Here is a 19,375-nt window from a genome sequence, read left to right as displayed (position 1 = left end):
CGTTTCAAAACTCGATTAGGGGAAAACAGCAGCAAGCCTGGCGCTCAGACCGACACGCCTTTCACGAAAGATTCCTTGCGTCCGCGCATGGTCTCGATGCGCTCGACGAGCAACGCGAGATCTTCTTCCGATGTCAGCGGGTTCAGATGCTCCGCGTTCACCGTGAGCAGCGGCGTTGCATCGTAGTGATAGAAGAACTCGTTATACGCATCGCACAGTGCGCGCAGATACGAATCCGAAATCTGCAGTTCCATGGGCAGCGCGCGTTTTTGAATGCGCGAAAACAGCACTTCGGGACTCGCCTGCAGATACACGACGAAATCCGGCGCGGGCCCGGTCGTACCGATGCGTGAGGCCAGGTCCTTGTACAACTGGAACTCGTCGTCGGGCAGCGTGAGGCGTGCGAAAAGCTCGCTCTTCTGCGTGAGAAAGTCCGCGATCAACGGCGTGTGGCCGGTGAGCATTTCCGCGGCTTCGCGCGTCTGCGTCACGCGCTGCAACGCGAAACTCAGTTGCGTCGCGAGCGCATGGCGCGTGGTGTCGCGATAAAAGCGTTCGAGAAACGGGTTGTCCTGCGGGCGCTCGAACAGCGTGCGCATGGACCAGCGTTCGGCGAGCAAGGTTGCAAGCGTGGTCTTGCCCACGCCGATCGGACCTTCGATTGCGATATAGCGGTGCGGCGGGCGCAGTTGCGGCGCGGTGACAGTGAGAGGCGGAGCGCTCATCGGCAATTGGGTTTGGTGGCGGCAGCGGGTGCCTCTGCTGCACTGGATGGAGCGGCGCGCGTGAGCACCTGACATTGGCAGGTCGCGACCTGCTCGATACGCTGATCGGCGACGCCCGCGAGAAATGCATTGGCGCGGCCGCGTTGCGGAATGACGAGCTCGGGTTCAAGTTCGAGCAGCGGCACGAGCACGAACGCGCGCTCCGTCATGCGCGGATGCGGCACGATCAGGTCCGCTTCGTCGACGCCCGACTGGCCATACAGCAGGATGTCGAGGTCGAGCGTGCGCGGCGCATTGCGATACGGCCGCTCGCGCCCGAATTGTTCCTCGATGTGGTGACACAAGCGCAAAAGCGCGCGCGCCGGCAACGATGTTTCGAGCTTCACGACGCAATTGAAATAGTCGTCGCCCGAAGAGTCGATCGGCGCGGTGCGGTAAAGGCTCGATTTGGCGAGCACGGTGATCGTGTGCTGCTGGGCGAGACACACGACTGCGTCTTTCAGGGTCTGGCGCGCATCGCCGAGATTCGCTCCCAGGCCCAGATAAGCAATCGTCATGGCAGAAGTCCTACGCCGTCGTTCGGCGAAAAGCGGGTAGATCCCGGCGATACGGCCCGGGGGCAAACCTGTATTCGCTACTGTAACGAAAAGCGGCGCTATTCGTTGTCGGTGCCTTCGACGGGGCCCGAGTCGCTCGCCGCGCCTGCTTCGTGTGCTTCGTGCTCCACGGTCTCGCCGTTCTTGCGCTTCGCGTTGCTGCGCCGCCGGCGTTTCTTCGGACCGCGATCTTTCGTGCCGCCTTGCGAAAGCAATGCTTCGCGCTCGGCGTGATCGGCTTCGATGAAATCGGTCCACCATTGACCGATCTCGGCATCCAGTTCGCCCGACTCGCAACGCAGCAGCAAGAAATCATAACCCGCTCTGAAGCGCGGATGTTCCAGCAGCTTCAAGGCGGTGCGGCCGCGCTTTTCGAGCCGATGCTGAAGCCCCCAGATCTCGCGCATATCCGACGAAAAACGCTTGTGAATGGCGAGCTTTTCGGTCTGCATGTCGAGCACGTCGTCCATTGCGCGATGCAGCGCCGGCACCGGATAGTCGCCGGCTGCGGTGAACTGTTGCCAGCGCGTCTGCACGTCGTGCCAAAGCAGCGTGGCGAAGAGAAAGCCCGGCGACACCGGCTTGCCCGCGCGCACGCGTTGGTCGGTGCTCGTCAACGCGAGCGTGACGAACTTCTCGCCATGCGGTTGCTCCAGCACGACGTCGAGCAAAGGCAGGACGCCATGATGCAGCCCTTCCTTGCGCAGACGCGTGAGACACGCCAATGCGTGACCGGAAAGCAAGAGCTTAAGCATCTCGTCGAACAGACGCGCGGCGGGCACGTTGTCCATGAGATCGGCGAGTTCTTGAATGGGCGCGCGCGTGGCGTCGTCAATTTCGAAGCCGAGCTTGGCCGCGAAGCGCACGACGCGCAGCATCCGCACCGGGTCTTCGCGATAACGCGTGGCCGGGTCGCCGATCATGCGCAACAGGCGCGCGCGGATGTCGGCCATGCCGTCGTGATAATCCAGCACGGTTTGCGTGGCCGGATCGTAGTACATCGCGTTGATGGTGAAGTCGCGGCGCGTGGCGTCTTCGTGCTGCTCGCCCCACACGTTGTCGCGCAAGACGCGGCCGCTCGCGTCGACCGCGTGCGTGCGCGTGTCGAGTTCGCTGCGCTTGTAGCGGCGTGGCGCCTCGGCGGCGGGCGCGGTTTGCGCGGACGGTGCATCCACGAGCGCGCGGAACGTGGAAGTCTCGATGATCTCCTGCCCGAACTGCACGTGCACGATCTGAAAGCGCCGCCCGATGATGCGCGCGCGCCTGAAAAGCCGTTGCACTTCGTCGGGCGTGGCGTCGGTCGCGACATCGAAGTCTTTAGGCGCGACGCCGAGCAGGAGATCGCGCACCGCGCCGCCGACGATGAACGCGCGATGCCCCGCCTGTTGCAGCCCGTCGGTCACGCGCACCGCGTTCTTCGAGATGAGCGAAGGATCGATGCCATGAACATCCGACGACAGGATGACCGGCACGCTCGGATCGCGCTTGGGCGGCGCGACGGTTTTCTTGCGCGTGCTCTTGCGAGCCGGTTTCGTTTCTGACGAAGCGCTGGCTTGAACGTCGCCATCGGTGGTATCGGCGCTTTCTTGTCCGAACAGCTTGCGGATGAGTTTTTTAATCACGTGTATCGAAGAGGTTCAGAATGCGCCAGCCTTTGGCTTGCGCATGCGCGCGCAGGGTGTCGTCGGGATTGGTTGCGACCGGGTCGGTCACGCGTTCGAGCAACGGGATGTCGTTGTGCGAATCGCTATAAAAATAGCTGTGTTTGAAGTCGGCGAGCGACTTGCCGAGCGTGCCGAGCCATTCCTCGACCCGCACGATCTTGCCTTCGCGATAACTCGGCGTGCCGGTCGGCCGGCCCGTGAGCGCCCCTTGCGGGTCGTTGTCGACGGTTTCGAATTCGCAAGCGATCAGCGTTTCGATGCCGAACGCTTCCGCGATAGGCGCGGTGATGAACGCGTTGGTCGCGGTGACGAGGCAGCAGAGATCGCCATTATCCTGATGCTCGCGCACGAGCGTGACGGCAGCCGGGACGATGCGCGGATTGATCACCTCGCGCATGTACTGCGCGTGCCAGTCGTCTAGTTGCTCGCGCGAATGCTTGGCAAGCGGCCCCAGCATGGCGTGCAAATACGCGTTGATATCGAGCACGCCCGCCTGGTATTGAGCGTAGAAGGCATCGTTTTGCCGCGCGAAGCTGTCTGCATCGACGATACCGAGCTTGACCATGAAGCGGCCCCATTCGTGGTCGCTGTCGGTGGGAATGAGCGTGTGGTCGAGATCAAAGAGGGCTAGGTTCATGGGAGCGCATTTTACTTGAAGCGGGTCGGAGCGTTGTCTGTAGCGGCGTGCGCGTGAGGCTCGCCGAACAGGTCGATGGAATCGGGCGATGCGCTTTCCGTCTCGGACCCGGCCAGGTCCCACGAAGGCTGGCCGAAGCGCGCGAGCACGGTGCGCAAAAGCGGCATGGTCACGGCGCGCTTTTTTTCGAGCGAGAAGCGGTCGAGTTCGTCGAGCAGCGCCATGAGACTCGGCATGTCGCGCCGGAAGTGCGTGAGCAGATAAGCGGGCACGCCTTCGGCCAGCACGATACCGCGCTCGCGCGCCGCGTGCCGCAGCACCGACGCCTTGGCGTCATCCGCGAGCGGCAGCAGATGGAACACGAGGCCCCAGCCGAGCCGCGTGCGCAGGTCCTCGCGCACGGCGAGCTGCATTGGCGCGACGTTGCCGGTCGCGACGAGCGCGCTCGCGGGGTAAGCGCGCACTTCGTTGAAGAGATTGAACAGCGCGATTTGTTGCGCGGGCGAGAGGCCGTCGCAATCGTCGACGGCGTAGAGCGTTACGCGCGGATCGAAACCGAACGCGTTCAGCGCGCTTTGCGGGCTCAGAAAGCGCGCGCGGCCGTTCGCCTCGTACACGAGCGCGTGCAGCAGATGGCTGCGGCCGCTGCCGGCTTCGCCCCAGATATAGAACGTGCGATCCGCGACGGGTCCGGCCGCGAGCGCGCCTTCGAGCTCGCGCAGGCGCGTCACCAGTTCGTGGTTGCTCGCGGCGAAGAAGTTGTCGAAGGTGGCGGGCGGTGGTGTGCCCAGGTCGAGCGTCAGTTGGCGTTGCACGTGAGAAAGGAGTCGGTTCGGGCTGTTTGGGCGGATCGGTTGTGTCTTCGTCTTGTCTTCGTCGTGTCTTGAAAACAGGCGGTTCGGGTGCGCCGATGTTCGAAACGCCGCCGCTGGCCGCCTTTCGCGCGCGGCGCCGCTGCTTTCGCCGGACCGCATTCGATCTCGAAAAGAGCGCCGGCAGGCTTCGATGCACGCGCGGGAAAACCAGCCGGACGGCTGTCATCGGGTAAAATCGCATTTTACCGACCTTCTTGCGCTCCCCCCATGAATCAACCGAAATCCGCCCCTGATGCTCCCGGTTTGTCGTATCGCGATGCGGGCGTCGACATCGACGCAGGCGACGCGCTCGTCGACCGGATCAAGCCGTTCGCCAAGAAAACCTTGCGCGAAGGCGTGCTGGGCGGCATCGGCGGATTCGGCGCGCTGTTCGAAGTGCCCAAGAAGTACAAGGAACCGGTGCTCGTGTCGGGCACGGACGGCGTCGGCACCAAGCTGCGTCTCGCGTTCGAACTGAACCGGCACGACACGGTGGGCCAGGATCTCGTCGCCATGAGCGTGAACGACATCCTCGTGCAGGGCGCGGAACCGCTTTTTTTCCTCGATTATTTCGCCTGCGGCAAGCTGGACGTGGATACGGCGGCGGACGTGGTGAAGGGCATCGCGCAGGGTTGCGAATATGCGGGCTGCGCGCTGATCGGCGGCGAGACAGCGGAAATGCCGGGCATGTACCCGGACGGCGAGTACGACCTCGCGGGCTTCGCGGTCGGCGCGGTGGAGAAGAGCAAGATTATCGACGGCAGCACGATCAAGCCGGGCGATGTCGTGCTGGGTCTGGCGTCGAGCGGTATCCATTCGAATGGGTATTCGCTGGTGCGCAAGATCATCGAGCGGGCGAATCCCGACTTGAACGCCGATTTCGACGGCCGTTCGCTCGCCGACGCGCTGATGGCGCCCACGCGCATCTACGTGAAGTCGCTGCTGTCGGCCATGCAGACCGTGACCGTGAAGGGCATGGCGCATATCACGGGCGGCGGTCTCGTCGAAAACATTCCGCGTGTGCTGCGCGAAGGGTTGACGGCTGAGCTGGATCATCGCGCTTGGCCTTTGCCGCCGCTGTTCGCATGGCTGCAGAAGCACGGCGGCGTCGCGGATGCGGAGATGCATCGCGTGTTCAACTGCGGCATCGGCATGGCGGTGATCGTCGCGGCGGATGACGCGCAGGCAGCCACGGGCTTGCTGTCGGCAGCGGGTGAACAGGTTTGGCAGATTGGTGTGGTGCGGGAAAGCGCGGAAGGGGAGGCGCAGACGGTGGTGGTTTGAAGGCTTGCCGCGTTGTGATGTCGGTGTTGAAAACCCTCGCTGGTGGCGGGGGTTTTTGTTTTTCAACTACAGCAACGACATTACTCAGACGGCTGCGCGAGGACGCGTTCGAGTTCGGGCAGCGCGCTTTGCACCGTTTCCCAAACAATGTCCAGATTCGTATCGAAATAGCCGTGTGTCATGCGATTGCGCATGCCGCGTAGCTTTTCCACGGTACGGCAGCGTTGCTTTCCGCGAAGTCGGGAAACTCGGCCTCAATTTGAACCGCGGCTTCCCCTATTACGATGAGGTTCAGAATAACTGCCTGCTGAACCATCCGATTCGCGACGAAGTCTGCCTTGCTCAGCTTCTGAACGTAGCCGCGTGCAGTTCGCGAAGCGTCCAGCAGATGGTCGATATAGTCGGTCAGGCGCAACTGGCGCTGTTTTGCATTCATACCGCGCGCGCCTCACTCAGAACAACGGATCGAAACTTCATTGGCAAGTCTTGCGGTGTCACGACGTCCACCGGCACGCCGAGCAGTTCTTCCAGTTCGACCTGAATTGCTCCAAGGTCGAAAAGCGTCGCTCCTTGTAGAGCATCAACCAAAATGTCGAGATCGCTGCCGTCGTCGTCTTCGCCGTGAAGAACCGAGCCGAATACCCGCGGATTTGCCGCATGGTTGGCCGCGATGATGCGACGAACGTCGTTGCGATGCACTTCGAGCGCTGATGAAGGTTTGGTCATGGGACGGAACGATAAGAAGCCACGCATGAATGATAACGCGGCTTTGCCTTGAGGCATGAAGCGCAAGCGAGAACCGGTTCCGCCGCTTTTCTTGACGCCACTCACCCCGCGACCGCCAACACCGTCGCCACCGCCCGCTCCGTTGCATCCCCCGCGCAACAATCCACCACCGCCCGCTCCGGTATCGAACGCAGCCATGTCAACTGCCGCTTGCACAACTGCCTTGTCGCGAAGACGCCCTTATCGCGCATTTCGTCGTAGCGTGTCGCGCCGTCGAGATACTCCCATGCTTGCCGATAACCCACGCATCGCATCGACGGCATCGACAGATCGAGGTCGCCACGGGCGCGCAGCCGCTTCACTTCGTCGATGAAACCGTGCGCCAGCATCGCATCGAAGCGTGCCGCGATACGCGCATGCAGCACCGCGCGATCGGAAGGTTCGAGTGCAATCGGCACGAAGCGATACGGCGCATCGCCCGAAGACTCGCGCGGCGCGGCAAGCAGCGCCGACATCGGCTGCCCGGTGAGCATGAACACTTCGAGCGCGCGTTGAATGCGCTGCGAGTCATTCGGCGCGAGACGCGCGGCGGTTTGCGGATCGATTAACGCAAGTCGCGCATGCAACGCCGGCCAGCTGTCGCGCGCGGCATCGGCATCCAGAAGAGCGCGCGTATCGGCATCGGCGGGAGGCAAGTCGTTCAAGCCCTGCGTGAGCGCCTTGAAGTACAGCATCGTGCCGCCGACCAGCAGCGGCACATGCCCGCGCGCGACGATTTCGCCGACGAGCCGCAGCGCATCGTCGCGAAACTGCGCGGCGGAATAGCTCTGTGAGGGATCGATGATATCGATCAGATGATGCGCGGCCAGCGCGCGTTCTTCCGCGTTCGGCTTGGCCGTGCCGATATCCATCTCGCGATAAACCAGCGCCGAATCCACGCTGATAATCTCGACCGGCCGCGCAGAGCGCGCGGCAAACGCAAGTGCCGCCGCTGTCTTCCCCGATGCCGTCGGCCCCAATAAACACGCGATGGAACGAGCCGTCATTGTCCGCGCATGAAGAGGCGGTCGAGGTCCGCGAGCGTGAGTTGGAACCACGTCGGCCGGCCGTGATTGCATTGATCGGCGCGTTCGGTTGCTTCCATCTGGCGCAAAAGGCCATTCATTTCATCGAGCGTAAGGCGCCGGTTGGCGCGCACGGCGTGATGGCACGCGAGCGTTCCAAGCAACTCGTGCTGACGCTCGGTGAGCACGCGCGACCCGCCATACGCCTGCAAATCCGCCAGCACGGCGCGCGCAAGCGCTTGCAGATCGGCATCCTTGAGCAGCGCGGGAACTGCGCGAATGGCAATCGATGTCGGCGAGAGCACGGCCAGATCGAAGCCGAGCGCATCGAGCGTGGCGCGCTCTTCCTCGACGATGCCGATCTCGACCGCATCCGCCGTCATCGATACCGGAATGAGAAGCGGCTGCACGGCGATCGCACGATCCGCAAGCGCATTCTTGAACTGCTCGTAGAGAATGCGTTCGTGCGCGGCGTGCATGTCGACGATCACGAGTCCGCGCGCGTTTTGCGCAAGCACGTAGATGCCGTGAATCTGCCCGACGGCGAAGCCGAGCGGCTGGTCATCGGCGTGATCGAGCGGAGCGGGTCGCGGCGCATAAGCCGGCGCGCTTTCGCCGGCCCACGCCACCGAAGGCGACGCCTCGGGCGTGGCGTTGTCCTTGCGGCCGAAGAGCGCGTCGTACAGCGCAAGCGGCTGCGCGACAGGCAAGGTGCCCTGCGTCATGCGCGACTGGCGCATCCATGACGTGCCGTTTTCGCCGCGCATCGGCGCCGTATCGCCGCTGCCCGTGGCATAAGGCTTTGCGCTGAACGAAGCCGGTCCGGTCGGCGACAACTGCGCCGCATGCCCGCCTGACGTGGTTTCCGGCGACGCGCCCGCTTGCCGCGCGAGCGCGCGCTGCACGGCATGAAACACGTATTGGTGAATCGAGCGCGAATCGCGAAAGCGCACTTCGATCTTCGACGGATGCACGTTCACATCCACCGATTCGGGCGGCAAGTCGAGAAACAGCACATAGGCCGGATAGCGATTGCCATGCAGCACGTCTTCATAGGCCGCGCGCACCGCGTGCGTAAGCAGCTTGTCGCGCACGAAGCGGCCGTTGACGAAGAAATACTGCTGATCGGCGCGTCCGCGACTGGCGGTCGGCAGGCCCGCGCAACCGTAGACGGCGAGCGGCCCGGCGCGTTCATCGAGCGGCAGATGCGCGGTTTCGAACACCTCGCCGAGGATCTTCGCGACGCGCGTCCGCGGATCGCTCGCGTTCCAATGCTCGACGGCCTTGCCGTTGTGCATCACCGAAATGGCGACGTCCGGGCGCGCGAGCGCCATGCGCCGGATCACATCGAGGCAATGCCCGAGTTCGGTCTGTTCGCTCTTGAGGAACTTGCGCCGCGCGGGCGTGTTGAAGTACAGCTCGCGCACTTCCATGGTGGTGCCGACCGTGCCGGCTGCCGGGGAAATGGCGCCCGTTTGCGCGTCGATGCGCGTCGCGTGCGAGCAGCTCTCAGTGCGGCTCGTGATGAACAACTCCGCGACGGAAGCGATGGAGGCAATTGCCTCGCCGCGAAAGCCGAGCGTGGCGACGGCTTCCAGGTCCGCGAGCGAGCGGATTTTGCTGGTCGCGTGGCGTAAAAGCGCGAGCGGAAGTTCGTTGGGCGGAATGCCGCTGCCGTCATCGGCAATGACGATTCGCTTCACGCCGCCTTCATCGAGCGTGATGCGCAGGGTGCGCGCGCCTGCATCGAGCGCGTTTTCCAGCAGTTCCTTCACGACCGATGCCGGCCGTTCCACCACCTCGCCCGCCGCGATCTGGCTGATGAGCTGGTCGGGAAGCGGCGCGATGGCGCGCGAACCGCGCGCGGCGTCTGCGGTCAATGTGTAGGCGGAGGGATCGTTGAGTTCGGCCATCCCGAATTATAGCGATTCGCATCCGAGCGTCCCGATGCGCGATTTTGGCGGCAAAAGGGCGTCGAGACGGCGTCTGGATGAGCGCTTCCTAATTGAAGGCGCGTTTGCGTTCGGTATCATGGCGCGACCTTCCACGGTTCTTGACGGCGGGCAGATTCCTGTCGCGCCGGGCCATTTTTTTCGAGGAAAGCTTTTGGACACGCTGCTGCAATTTCTAGGGATGATCCTTCACATCGACAAGTCGCTCGGTGTCTTTATCCAGCACTACGGCGCTTGGGTTTATGCGGTGTTGTTCCTCATCGTGTTCTGCGAAACCGGGCTCGTCGTATTCCCGTTCCTGCCGGGCGATTCGCTGTTGTTCATCGGCGGCGCGTTTGCCGCGTCCCACGCGATGGACTTGAGCGCGCTCATCGTGCTGCTGCTCGTGGCGGCTGTTCTGGGGAACACGGTGAATTACTGGATCGGGCGTGCTATCGGCCCGAAGGTGTTCGACACCAACATTCCCGTGCTGGAGCGCTTTCTCGACCGCGCGGCGCTGCAGAAGACCCACAACTTTTATGAGCATCACGGCGGCAAGACTATCGTGATCGCGCGCTTCGTGCCGGTGGTACGGACCTTCGCGCCGTTCGTGGCGGGCGCTTCGTCGATGAATCACACGCGCTTTCAGTTCTTCAATATTCTGGGCGCGCTGGTTTGGGTCCTGTTGCTCGTGCTACTCGGCTACTTCTTCGGCAACATTCCGTTCATTCGGCAGTATTTGAACGTGATCGTGCTGGTGGGAATCGGCGCGGCAGTGGTGCCGATCGCGCTGGGTGCGCTTTGGAAGCTGACGCGGCGGCGCTCGAAGGCGTAAGCCGTAACGGCGATTGCTGCTTCGGGGCACTTAAATCGAGCGAGACGCGTGTTACTGCGCGCCTCGCTCGATGCGTTTTATCCGCGGCGAATCAGGCGGATAAGGAACAGCAGCACGACTGCGCCGATCACCGCCGTCACGAGCGAGCCGAAGATGCCGCCGCCGAACGAGATACCGAGCGTGCCGAACAGCCAGCCGCCGATCAGACCGCCGACCACGCCGACGATAATGTCGACGATCACGCCGAAGCCGCTGCCGTTCATGATGAGACCGGCGAGCCAGCCCGCGACGCCGCCGATGATCAGCCAGAGGATGATTCCGTGTTGCAAGAAATTCATGAGAAAAAACTCCGAGAGATTGGATGATTGCAGGACTGCAGGAAGCTCCTGCTTTCGAGCGCGGTGAATTTAGCCCAAAGAACGGCCACGCGGACCGGCCTGAGTGTCAAGTTTTGTCGATGCCACGGCTCGCGCCAGACACGGCAAGCGCGTCGAAGATAGTGTGTAATTTGATCAAAATTTAGAATGCCGAAACGCCCGGTGCACCGAATGGCCACGTGTGTCGTTTATGTCACGACGGCGGAATTGTTTCGGTAATGTTTTATGCTGGCGGATGTTGATCGTTTCACTTATTGCAACAGGAGCGGCGCGACGCATTGCTGTAATCGGCGCTGTGGGCTTTGAACACGCTGCAAGAGACTAGAACAAGAGAATGAGAACGTTGGTGTCGATGCAAATGGAAGGTTTCAAGCTATTTAGCCGCGCGGGCATCGCGGGGGCAGCGGTCGCGGCAATGCTCGCCGGATGTTCCTCCACACCGCGCACGCCCGCGCCTATCGTCGAGAGTTCGGCGTCGAGCGCGCCGCCTGTCGTTCAGACGACGTCGCCTGCCGTCATTCCCGCGCCGGTCGTGCCGCTCAACGCGCCGCCAGCGGAGCCGGGCTTCTATCGCGTGAAGCCGGGCGACACGCTTTACGGCATCGCGCGAAACTACAAGCAGAAGCCCGACGACCTCGCCAAATGGAACACGCTGCCCGAAAGCAAGCAGGTGAATATCGGACAGTTGTTGCGCGTGGTGCCGCCGGGCGCAGCCGTGGCATCCGCGAGCACGGCGCAAAAGAAAGACATGCCGCCGCTCATTCCCACACCGCAGAAGTCATCGAGCGACAAGACCGAAAAGTCCGTCGTGCAAAAGCCCGCGCCCGAAGCCAGCGAAGAACATGTGAGCGCGGCCAGGGGCACGTTCGTGTGGCCCGCGAAGGGCGAGGTCGTGCGCAAGTTCGGCGCGAGCGGCAACAAGGGAATCGATATCTCCGGCAAGGTCGGGCAGCCCGTGAAGGCGGCAGCCGGCGGCAAGGTCGTGTATGCGGGCAGCGGCTTGCGCTCGTATGGGCGCATGATCATCGTGCGGCATGGCAACGATTTTCTGACCGCCTACGCCTATAACGACAAGCTGCTCGTGCACGAAGGCGATACGGTCAAGCAAGGTGCGACCATCGCCGACATGGGCACGGGACCGAGCGGCTCTCCGGAACTGCATTTCGAAGTACGCAAGTCGGGCGCGGCGGTTGACCCGTTGCCCCTGCTTGGCGCAGGTGGTTGAAGAATGAAGGTTGAAAAATGAAGGTCGAAGGAGAGTGATGGTGAAGAAAGTCATGGGCGCGGCATGTGTCGCGCTGTCATTGCTTGCTGGCTGCGATCAGCAGCAAAGCGAGGATGGGTTGAACAAGCTCAAGGCAATTTTCAATGCCGTGAAGCCCGACAATCTGCTGCTGAAGGATTTGCAGCCTGGCGTCACGACCGAGGCGCAGATTCGCAGTCAGATGGGCGACCCGGAAATCGAACGGACTTTCACCGACGGTTCCAAGCGGCTCGAATATCCGCGCGGCCCGGCGGGAACGAACACCTATTTCGTCGACCTCGACGCCGACGGACTCTTCGTGTCGGTGACGCAGGTTCTGACCGCGGCGAATATCGCGAAGGTAAGGCCCGGCATGACGCAGGATGAAGTGCGCCGGTTGCTTGGCAAGCCGACCACCGTCGCGGAGTATCGACTGAAGCAGGAACGCGTGTGGAGTTGGCACTGGCTCGAAGATGGCGTGAATCGCGACGCCATGTTCAACGCGCATTTCGACCCGAACGGCATCGTGGTGACGACTTCGCGCTCGGAGGCGGAGGGCGGCGGACGTCATTGAGAGGTTGCAGAGGCAATGAACAATCAGAATAACGACAAGAGACGAAACGCCTTGATGAATGACGCCGCGCGCTATCGCGACCGTTATCTGCAAGACGCGAACGATGCGACGCTCACGCTCTGGGCTTGCGACCGTGGTCATCACTGGGACGACGCGGTAGATGCGGCTCAGAACATTCGTTGCATGAACTGCGCGTCGCACCGGCGCGAGGTCGAGATGCAGCGCTTGCATGGCATCGCGCAGATGCGCGGCGGTGCGCTGTTATCGCCGGGCCGTGCCGACATCAAGGCGCCGCCTTCCTGGCGATGCGCGTGGGGACACGTCTGGGATGCGGATATCGAATCCGCGCAGCGTTCATGGTGTGCGGAGTGCGGCCGGACGGTGTTCTCGAAGTACCGCTGAGTCGCGCAAAAAAGAAAAGCCGGCGAGTGCCGGCTTTTGAGCTTCTTTGTCGGAGCGATGGCGTGGTTCGCCTGCTACTCGCCGGGCTGTTGGCAAAACCGTGCGCTCTTTATTCGTTACCTGCCTGGCGCGCCTGTGCCTTTACCCACAACTCGGTCGAATGCCGCCCATCTTCTTTGTGGTCCGTTTGCGCTTGAATCGACTTCCCCCGTGCGCAGACACAGTATCGAGGCAACGGTTTTGTATGAGTGTTCGTTCTCGAACACACGCAAGCAAGATGCGTGGCGGATAAACCCTTAACCGTCCGATCGGCTTTCGACTAAGCCAGTTCTTCGTGTTTGGCCTCGTGACGCAAGTTCGCCGCGACGAGCGATTGCGTGACCATGCGTGCTTCGGCTTGCGCGATGTGTTCGAGCGTCGCGTCTTCGAGCTGGTCGGCATAGATGGCGAGTGCATCGCACAGGTTGGCGTGCGCCGCGTCGTCGAGCGTCCACTCGCCCGTGCCGATGTGCCGCTCGTCCAGTTCGACGAGCGCTTCGTAGGCTGCGGTGATGTCGTCGGCGTGATCCGTCACGTGACCGAGCTGGCCGAGTTCTTCCGCGATCAGCAGATGCCGGCACAGCGCCATGAAAAGCGGCTTCGAGCCGTGTCCGCGCCGGAGGGCGTCGAGTGCGGCATAGGCTTGAAGCAGCATGGCGTTGGTCATCGGTTCGCGGGCGGCGCGGCTATAGGTCAGCGCGCGCAACAGCGGCGACATGGCAGGACGGCCGGACTTCATATTCGTCGATTTTTTCTTCACGGAATTCTCCGGAACAGGTTCTTGCTCGCGCACCCGAACCGGCGGGCCGGGACGCTTCGTGCAATGAGCATGGAAACATCATCGCACTCGATAATTAGTGTTGTCTTAAGACGCGTCAGGCTATGCAAAGGCGCGCCGTTCTCAAGCCGGGCTCAGCGATTCACCCGCCACGCGCACTCGCTCGCCGACCGCGACGCCGGGCGCGCTGTCGTAATTGAAGCTGCGCACGCTGCCATCGTTCATGCGGACTTGCACCTGATACGTCGTCGTCTTGTGGACGACATGTTCGATCTGATTGCCCGCGAGCCCGCCGCCAAGTGCGCCGATGATCGTCGCCGCCGTGCGTCCGCGACCGTTACCGATCTGCGTCCCCGCCAAACCGCCGACGACCGCGCCGCCTATTGCACCGAGACCCGTGGTGGGTTGCGCGGTCTGCACCGCGTTCACCGCCATGACCTGGCCGGGCATACGGATCGTACGCCGGTTGGGCTTCGACCGCTGCGGGCGCCGCGGCCGCCACGCTATGTGCCGTCGTCGACGCCGGTTTCAAGTGATGCCCGCGAACCGCACGCGGCAATCGATCCGCGTCGCTTCCAGTCAGAGCCGGCGCGCTTGCGGGCGACGCCTTGGCGACTTGCGCATCTACCAGCGGCGAAGCCGTCACGGCCGTCGCGGTGGCTTTCGATGACGGCAGAAGGCCGGTCATCGCGGCCACGCCTGTACCGCAAGCGAGGATCACCGAGACGGCCGCCGCCGCCATGAGCGGATGAATACGTGAGGGCTTTTGATCGAACTGGGGTACGGCGTTCATGGCAGCGTCTCCGTTGAGTGCTTGCAAGGCATTGATGCCTGCCTGCTATAACGCCGCGTTTGCTACCCGGTGGACGCGTTCGGTGTGACATTTGTAAGCAAACATCTCCGCTTGATTCGAACGAGGAGGCGTTTGAAGCGTCGCGTCACTTCGCGGCGGGCAAGTCACGCGTGTCGAGTGTCATGGCGACGAGCGCGAAAACCAACGAGATGCGGAAAGGCGCCGGTTATGCGCGAAGACGGAACGCTGGCATGCCGGGAAGCGCGCCGAAAGCAAAAAGCCGCTGATCCTTGCGGAACAGCGGCTTCTTTTGATGCTGGTGGCGAATCAGGGATTCGAACCCCGGACCTGCGGATTATGATTCCGTCGCTCTAACCGACTGAGCTAATTCGCCGAAAGAAGCGAGATTATGGCGATAGGTGAAACCGCTGTCAACCCCTGCCGCTCGTTTTATTCAAGCGGCAGGAAAGCGCCAGGAAAGCACCATCGTCATCAATCTTCGTCATAGACATTCGTCTTGCGCGTGTCCTTGACGAACAACATGCCGATTACGAACGTCGCCAGCGCAATCACAATCGGATACCACAAGCCCGAATAGATATCGCCTCTCGCGGCGACGATAGCGAAAGCCGTCGCAGGAAGAAATCCACCGAACCAGCCATTGCCGATGTGATACGGCAACGACATCGACGTGTAGCGAATTCGCGCCGGGAACATCTCGACCAGCATTGCCGCGATCGGGCCGTAGACCATCGTCACGAAGATCACGAGGATGGTCAGAACGACGATCGCCATCGGCCAGTTGATGAGCGCCGGATCGGCCTTCGCCGGGTAGCCCGCGCTCTTCAACGTGCCGGCAAGCGTCTTGTCGAAGGCCGCGCCTTGTGCCTTCGCGTCGGCCGCCTTGCCGTCGTAGGTGTTCACCACCGTTTCGCCCACCTTGATCTGCGCGAGCGTGCCCGCCGGTGCCGCGACGTTTTCGTAGTTGAGACCGGCCTTGGACAGCGCGCTCTTCGCGATATCGCACGACGACGTGAACTTCGACGTGCCCACCGGATTGAACTGGAACGAGCACTCGTCCGGGTTGGAGATCACGACAATCGGCGACTTCTGCGTGGCGGCTTCGAGCGTCGGGTTGGTGTAGTGCGCGAGCGCCTTGAAGAGCGGGAAGAAGCTCAACGCGGCGATCAGGCAGCCCGCCATGATGATCGGCTTGCGGCCGATCCGGTCCGAAAGCGACCCGAAGAACACGAAGAACGGCGTGCCGATCAAAAGCGCCACCGCGACCATGATATTCGCGCTGGTGCCATCGACCTTGAGGGTTTGCGTGAGGAAGAAGAGCGAGTAGAACTGCCCCGTGTACCACACGACCGCCTGACCCGCCGTCAAACCGAACAGCGCCAGCAACACGATCTTCAGGTTCTTCCATTCGCCGAACGCTTCGGTCAGCGGCGCCTTCGAAGTCTTGCCTTCGGACTTGATGCGCTCGAACACCGGCGATTCATGCAGCTTCATGCGAATCCACACCGACACCGCGAGCAGCAGGATCGACACGAGGAACGGAATACGCCAGCCCCAGGCACCGAACTGTTCTTCGCCAACCATCGTGCGTACCGCCAGAATCACGATCAGCGAGATGAAAAGGCCAAGCGTCGCCGTGGTCTGGATCCACGCGGTCCATGCGCCGCGCTTGTTGGCCGGTGCGTGCTCCGCGACGTAGGTCGCCGCGCCGCCGTACTCGCCGCCGAGCGCGAGGCCCTGCAGCAAGCGCATCGCGATGAAGATGACCGGCGCCGCAATGCCTATGGTCGCGTAGCCGGGCAGGAAGCCGATCAGAAACGTCGACAGACCCATGATGACGATGGTCACGAGGAAAGTGTATTTGCGCCCGACCATATCGCCGAGCCGCCCGAACACGATCGCGCCGAACGGACGCACCGCGAAACCCGCCGCGAAGCCGAGCAGCGTGAAGATAAAGCCAGCGGTCGGATTGACGCCCGAGAAGAACGTCTTGCTGATGTAGATGGCAAGCGAGCCCGCCAGATAAAAGTCGTACCACTCGAACACCGTGCCGAGCGACGAAGCGAAGATGACCTTCCTTTCCTCGCTCGTCATCGGTGCGTGGGAAATGCGCCCCTCAACCGTAGCCATGAATCGTCTCCTGATTTGAATTCGCGTACGTGTCGGAAACGCCCGAGGCGCTCCGGTGCAACGATTATTGGAACGAAAACTTACGGCGTTCTGACTCGCCCGGATACGTGTCGAATCGGCGCATAAAGTACATCTTCGGCTAACCATCTGCTAATTTCTTTTTATCTCGCTCATTCTTGCGTCAATGCGCGTTTTATGTTGTTTGCCGAGGTGTTGGGCGCTGAGCCGCCTCAGGGTTTGTCCCGCATAGGAAAAACCCGCTGTAAGCTCACGCGAACCAGCGTTCCGGCCAGTCGCGGCGCTTCCTGATACACATGATCTTCGATGACGAGCGTGCCGCCGTGCATCGCCGTGATCTCCTTGACAATGGCGAGACCGAGGCCGCTGCCGTCGCCCTCGCGTCCGAGAATGCGATAGAAACGCTCGAGCACGCGCTCGCGTTCGGCGCTCGGAATGCCAAGTCCGGTGTCTTCCACTTCGAGATGAACGTGATCGAGATCGTGCTCGCCGGTCCGCACGCGCACGGTCACGCGTCCGTTCGGAGGCGTGTAGCGGATGGCGTTATCGATCAGATTCGACAGCAATTCACGCAGCATCACCGCGTTGCCCTCTACTTCGACGGGATACGCGGGCTCCTCGTAACCGATATCGATACCCTTCGCGAGCGCCGCCTGCACCCAGTCGCGCACGGCGAGCCGCGCGAGATCGGTCAGTTCGACGTGCGAGAAAATCTGCCCCGTCGCGCGATTTTCCGCGCGCGCCAACGCGAGCAATTGCGTGACGAGCCGTGCCGCGTGCTCGGAACTCGTGGCGATCTGTTCGAGCGAGCGCTGCACTTCCGTCGATACCTCTTGGCGCAACGCAAACTCCGCCTGCATGCGCAGGCCGGCGAGCGGCGTTTTCATCTGATGCGCGGCGTCGGCGATAAAGCGCTTCTGAAACTCCATGTTCTGTTCGAGCCGCACGAGCAAATCGTTGAACGACGCCACGAGCGGCGCGATCTCGGGCGGCGCGCGGGCCGCTTCGAGCGGCGAGAGGTCGTCCGGACGCCGCGCGCGAATGTTCGACTGCAGCGCGTGCAGCGGCGCGAGCCCGCGCGAGAGGCCGAACCACACGAGCACGATGGCGAGCGGCAGGATCACGAACTGCGGAAGGATCACGCCTTTGATGATGTCGTTGGCGAGCTGGCTGCGTTTGTCCAGCGTCTCGGCGACCTGCACGAGCACCGGCTGCGTCTCGGCTGGATCGCGTCCCGGAGCGAGACCGGGCACATCGACCGTCGTATAGGCGACGCGAATGTCGTTGCCGCGCAGGGCGTCGTCGCGAAATTCGACGATGCCCGGCTGCGGACGATCGTCGTCATGCGGCAAGGGCATGTCACGGTCGCCGCCGACCAGTTCGCCGCGCGTGCCGAGCACTTGAAAGAACACGCTGTCGACGTTGTCGGCGCGCAGGAAATCGCGCGTGACATCGGGTAGACGCAGTTCGGCGACGCCGTTCACCGGCTGGATTTGGCGCGCGAGCATGTAGACGTCGGCTTCGAGCGCGCGGTCGAACGGACCGTTGGCAATCGACTTTGCGACCAGATACGTCACCGCGATGCTCATCGGCCAGAGCAGCAGAAGCGGCGCAAGCATCCAGTCGAGAATCTCGCCGAAGAGCGAGCGCGGATGCGTTTCGTTGTCGGGTTCGAGTTCGTCGGGAGGCGCGAACGGGTTGGCGTAGCGCGCGTCGCGCTTGGCGTCGGTGTCGCTTTCGGTGGCGGCGTGGTCGTGTCCGTGCCCGGCTTCGCTTGGTTCGGTGGAAACGGGCGACGCCATGCGCGGCTACTTGTATTGAGGGCTGGCGGGCAGGGAATCGCTCGCCGCGGGTTGGGCAACGGCGCCGTTGTCGACGGTGGCGACGGCTTTTTCCAGCGTGTAGCCGAGCCCGCGCACCGTGATGATGCGCGCGCCGCTCGCTTCGATTTTTTTGCGCAAGCGGTGCACGTAGACCTCGATTGCGTTGTTGCTTACTTCTTCACCCCACTCGCATAGATGATTCACGAGCTGTTCCTTCGACACGAGCCGCCCGATGCGCTGGAGCAGCACTTCGAGCACGCCGAGTTCGCGCGCGGACAGGTCTACGACTTGCTCGCTGATATGCGCGACGCGTCCGACCTGGTCGAACGCCAGCGAACCATGCTTCACGACAGTCGGACCGCCACCCGCGCCGCGTCGCGTCAACGCTCGAACGCGCGCTTCGAGCTCGTTGAGCGCGAAGGGTTTGGCCATATAGTCATCGGCGCCGAGGTCGAGTCCCTTCACGCGTTCGTCGACACTGTCGGCCGCCGTCAGGATCAAAACCGGCATCTGCGAATTGCGTGCTCGCAGGCGGCGCAGCACCTCCAGACCGGGCATGAGCGGCAGGCCGAGATCGAGAATCAGGAGGTCGAAAGTTTGCAGCGAAAGGGCGGTATCTGCCTCGACGCCATGCTTCACATGGTCGACGGCGTATCCCGATTGGCGGAGTGATCGAATGAGACCGTCCGCGAGTATGCTGTCGTCTTCGGCAATGAGGATTCGCATCGTGTTGTGCGCCTTCGTGCGCGGCAAAGCGCAGTCATTGCCGACACCGCATTTCGCCCGGCGCGGCGGTCTCCAGGTGTTTTGCGGTTTTTGCGCGGTGCGCGCGGCGTGGAAAAAAGACTGCGTCGCGCGATC

The 19,375-nt window shown here is 62.5% G+C and carries 18 protein-coding genes, 1 tRNA gene and 2 pseudogenes; 5 read left to right on the top strand and 16 right to left on the bottom strand.

Features of this window, described 5'->3' with window-relative positions; translation table 11 throughout:
• Window positions 1-44 precede the first annotated feature (44 nt).
• The 5 genes from P9292_RS23485 to hda form a co-directional block, all read right to left on the bottom strand.
• Window positions 45-725, bottom strand: a complete 681-nt coding sequence (locus P9292_RS23485; protein ID WP_244827079.1) for a deoxynucleoside kinase — start codon at window positions 723-725, stop codon at window positions 45-47.
• Window positions 722-1,282, bottom strand: a complete 561-nt coding sequence (folK, locus tag P9292_RS23480) for a 2-amino-4-hydroxy-6-hydroxymethyldihydropteridine diphosphokinase (RefSeq protein WP_309961489.1) — start codon at window positions 1,280-1,282, stop codon at window positions 722-724. The genes P9292_RS23485 and folK overlap by 4 nt, the downstream gene beginning before the upstream one ends.
• Window positions 1,283-1,380: 98 nt before the next feature.
• The gene (gene pcnB, locus P9292_RS23475; protein ID WP_309961487.1) at window positions 1,381-2,943 is read right to left on the bottom strand and encodes a polynucleotide adenylyltransferase PcnB; all 1,563 of its coding nucleotides are present in this window, start codon (window positions 2,941-2,943) and stop codon (window positions 1,381-1,383) included.
• Window positions 2,936-3,622, bottom strand: a complete 687-nt coding sequence (locus P9292_RS23470; RefSeq protein ID WP_244827082.1) for an HAD family phosphatase — start codon at window positions 3,620-3,622, stop codon at window positions 2,936-2,938. Before P9292_RS23470 ends, pcnB begins: the two co-directional genes overlap by 8 nt.
• 11 nt (window positions 3,623-3,633) lie before the next feature.
• Window positions 3,634-4,437 carry a DnaA regulatory inactivator Hda gene (gene hda, locus P9292_RS23465; protein ID WP_244827083.1) on the bottom strand — a complete coding sequence of 268 codons (804 nt, stop codon included), beginning with the start codon at window positions 4,435-4,437 and terminating at the stop codon, window positions 3,634-3,636.
• A 267-nt stretch (window positions 4,438-4,704) separates the two neighbouring features.
• Between hda and purM the strand changes: the two genes are divergently transcribed.
• Window positions 4,705-5,760 carry a phosphoribosylformylglycinamidine cyclo-ligase gene (purM, locus tag P9292_RS23460; RefSeq protein ID WP_309961485.1) on the top strand — a complete coding sequence of 352 codons (1,056 nt, stop codon included), beginning with the start codon at window positions 4,705-4,707 and terminating at the stop codon, window positions 5,758-5,760.
• Between the two features lie 80 nt (window positions 5,761-5,840).
• Here the strand turns inward: purM and P9292_RS23455 are convergent.
• The 4 genes and pseudogenes from P9292_RS23455 to mutL all read right to left on the bottom strand — a co-directional run bounded on the left by P9292_RS23455 (window position 5,841) and on the right by mutL (window position 9,463).
• Window positions 5,841-6,196: pseudogene (locus tag P9292_RS23455) on the bottom strand (DUF86 domain-containing protein).
• A complete protein-coding gene (locus tag P9292_RS23450) occupies window positions 6,193-6,486 on the bottom strand; it encodes a nucleotidyltransferase family protein (RefSeq protein WP_250463250.1) in 294 nt (97 codons plus the stop codon). Before P9292_RS23450 ends, P9292_RS23455 begins: the two are co-directional and overlap by 4 nt.
• A 101-nt stretch (window positions 6,487-6,587) precedes the next feature.
• A complete protein-coding gene (miaA, locus tag P9292_RS23445; protein ID WP_309961483.1) occupies window positions 6,588-7,532 on the bottom strand; it encodes a tRNA (adenosine(37)-N6)-dimethylallyltransferase MiaA in 945 nt (314 codons plus the stop codon).
• The gene (gene mutL, locus P9292_RS23440) at window positions 7,529-9,463 is read right to left on the bottom strand and encodes a DNA mismatch repair endonuclease MutL (RefSeq protein WP_309961481.1); all 1,935 of its coding nucleotides are present in this window, start codon (window positions 9,461-9,463) and stop codon (window positions 7,529-7,531) included. Before mutL ends, miaA begins: the two co-directional genes overlap by 4 nt.
• Window positions 9,464-9,656: 193 nt before the next feature.
• Between mutL and P9292_RS23435 the strand changes: the two genes are divergently transcribed.
• Complete coding sequence (locus P9292_RS23435) at window positions 9,657-10,316, top strand: VTT domain-containing protein (RefSeq protein WP_244827087.1); 660 nt, start codon at window positions 9,657-9,659, stop codon at window positions 10,314-10,316.
• A 77-nt stretch (window positions 10,317-10,393) separates the two neighbouring features.
• Here the strand turns inward: P9292_RS23435 and P9292_RS23430 are convergent, their stop codons facing one another.
• A complete protein-coding gene (locus P9292_RS23430) occupies window positions 10,394-10,645 on the bottom strand; it encodes a GlsB/YeaQ/YmgE family stress response membrane protein (RefSeq protein WP_244827961.1) in 252 nt (83 codons plus the stop codon).
• 382 nt (window positions 10,646-11,027) lie between these two features.
• Between P9292_RS23430 and P9292_RS23425 the strand changes: the two genes are divergently transcribed.
• Genes P9292_RS23425 through P9292_RS23415 form a run of 3 tightly spaced genes read left to right on the top strand, consistent with a single transcriptional unit; the run spans window position 11,028 to window position 12,912 of the window.
• The gene (locus tag P9292_RS23425; RefSeq protein WP_309841476.1) at window positions 11,028-11,918 is read left to right on the top strand and encodes a peptidoglycan DD-metalloendopeptidase family protein; all 891 of its coding nucleotides are present in this window, start codon (window positions 11,028-11,030) and stop codon (window positions 11,916-11,918) included.
• Window positions 11,919-11,955: 37 nt separating this feature from the next.
• Window positions 11,956-12,510 carry an outer membrane protein assembly factor BamE gene (gene bamE, locus P9292_RS23420; RefSeq protein ID WP_244827089.1) on the top strand — a complete coding sequence of 185 codons (555 nt, stop codon included), beginning with the start codon at window positions 11,956-11,958 and terminating at the stop codon, window positions 12,508-12,510.
• A 54-nt stretch (window positions 12,511-12,564) separates the two neighbouring features.
• Window positions 12,565-12,912, top strand: a complete 348-nt coding sequence (locus P9292_RS23415; RefSeq protein ID WP_244827090.1) for a hypothetical protein — start codon at window positions 12,565-12,567, stop codon at window positions 12,910-12,912.
• Window positions 12,913-13,231: 319 nt separating this feature from the next.
• On the opposite strand, the gene P9292_RS23410 is transcribed toward P9292_RS23415, so the two are convergent.
• From P9292_RS23410 to P9292_RS23385, 6 genes and pseudogenes are all read right to left on the bottom strand, one after another.
• Window positions 13,232-13,711: a hypothetical protein gene (locus P9292_RS23410; protein WP_309961478.1), complete on the bottom strand. Its 480-nt coding sequence runs from the start codon at window positions 13,709-13,711 to the stop codon at window positions 13,232-13,234.
• A 141-nt stretch (window positions 13,712-13,852) separates the two neighbouring features.
• Window positions 13,853-14,522, bottom strand: a pseudogene (locus tag P9292_RS23405) (glycine zipper 2TM domain-containing protein).
• A gap of 317 nt (window positions 14,523-14,839) precedes the next feature.
• Window positions 14,840-14,916: transfer RNA gene (locus tag P9292_RS23400), tRNA-Met, on the bottom strand.
• A 98-nt stretch (window positions 14,917-15,014) separates the two neighbouring features.
• Entirely contained in the window at window positions 15,015-16,673 is a 1,659-nt protein-coding gene (locus P9292_RS23395) for an MFS transporter (RefSeq protein ID WP_244827131.1), read from the bottom strand.
• Between the two features lie 230 nt (window positions 16,674-16,903).
• A complete protein-coding gene (locus P9292_RS23390; RefSeq protein ID WP_250525427.1) occupies window positions 16,904-18,493 on the bottom strand; it encodes a sensor histidine kinase in 1,590 nt (529 codons plus the stop codon).
• Between the two features lie 6 nt (window positions 18,494-18,499).
• Window positions 18,500-19,240 carry a response regulator transcription factor gene (locus P9292_RS23385; RefSeq protein ID WP_309961474.1) on the bottom strand — a complete coding sequence of 247 codons (741 nt, stop codon included), beginning with the start codon at window positions 19,238-19,240 and terminating at the stop codon, window positions 18,500-18,502.
• Window positions 19,241-19,375: the final 135 nt, after the last annotated feature.

This window comes from Caballeronia sp. LZ001 (assembly GCF_031450875.1).
Lineage (GTDB): Bacteria > Pseudomonadota > Gammaproteobacteria > Burkholderiales > Burkholderiaceae > Caballeronia.
This window is presented reverse-complemented; position numbering and strand designations above follow the sequence as displayed.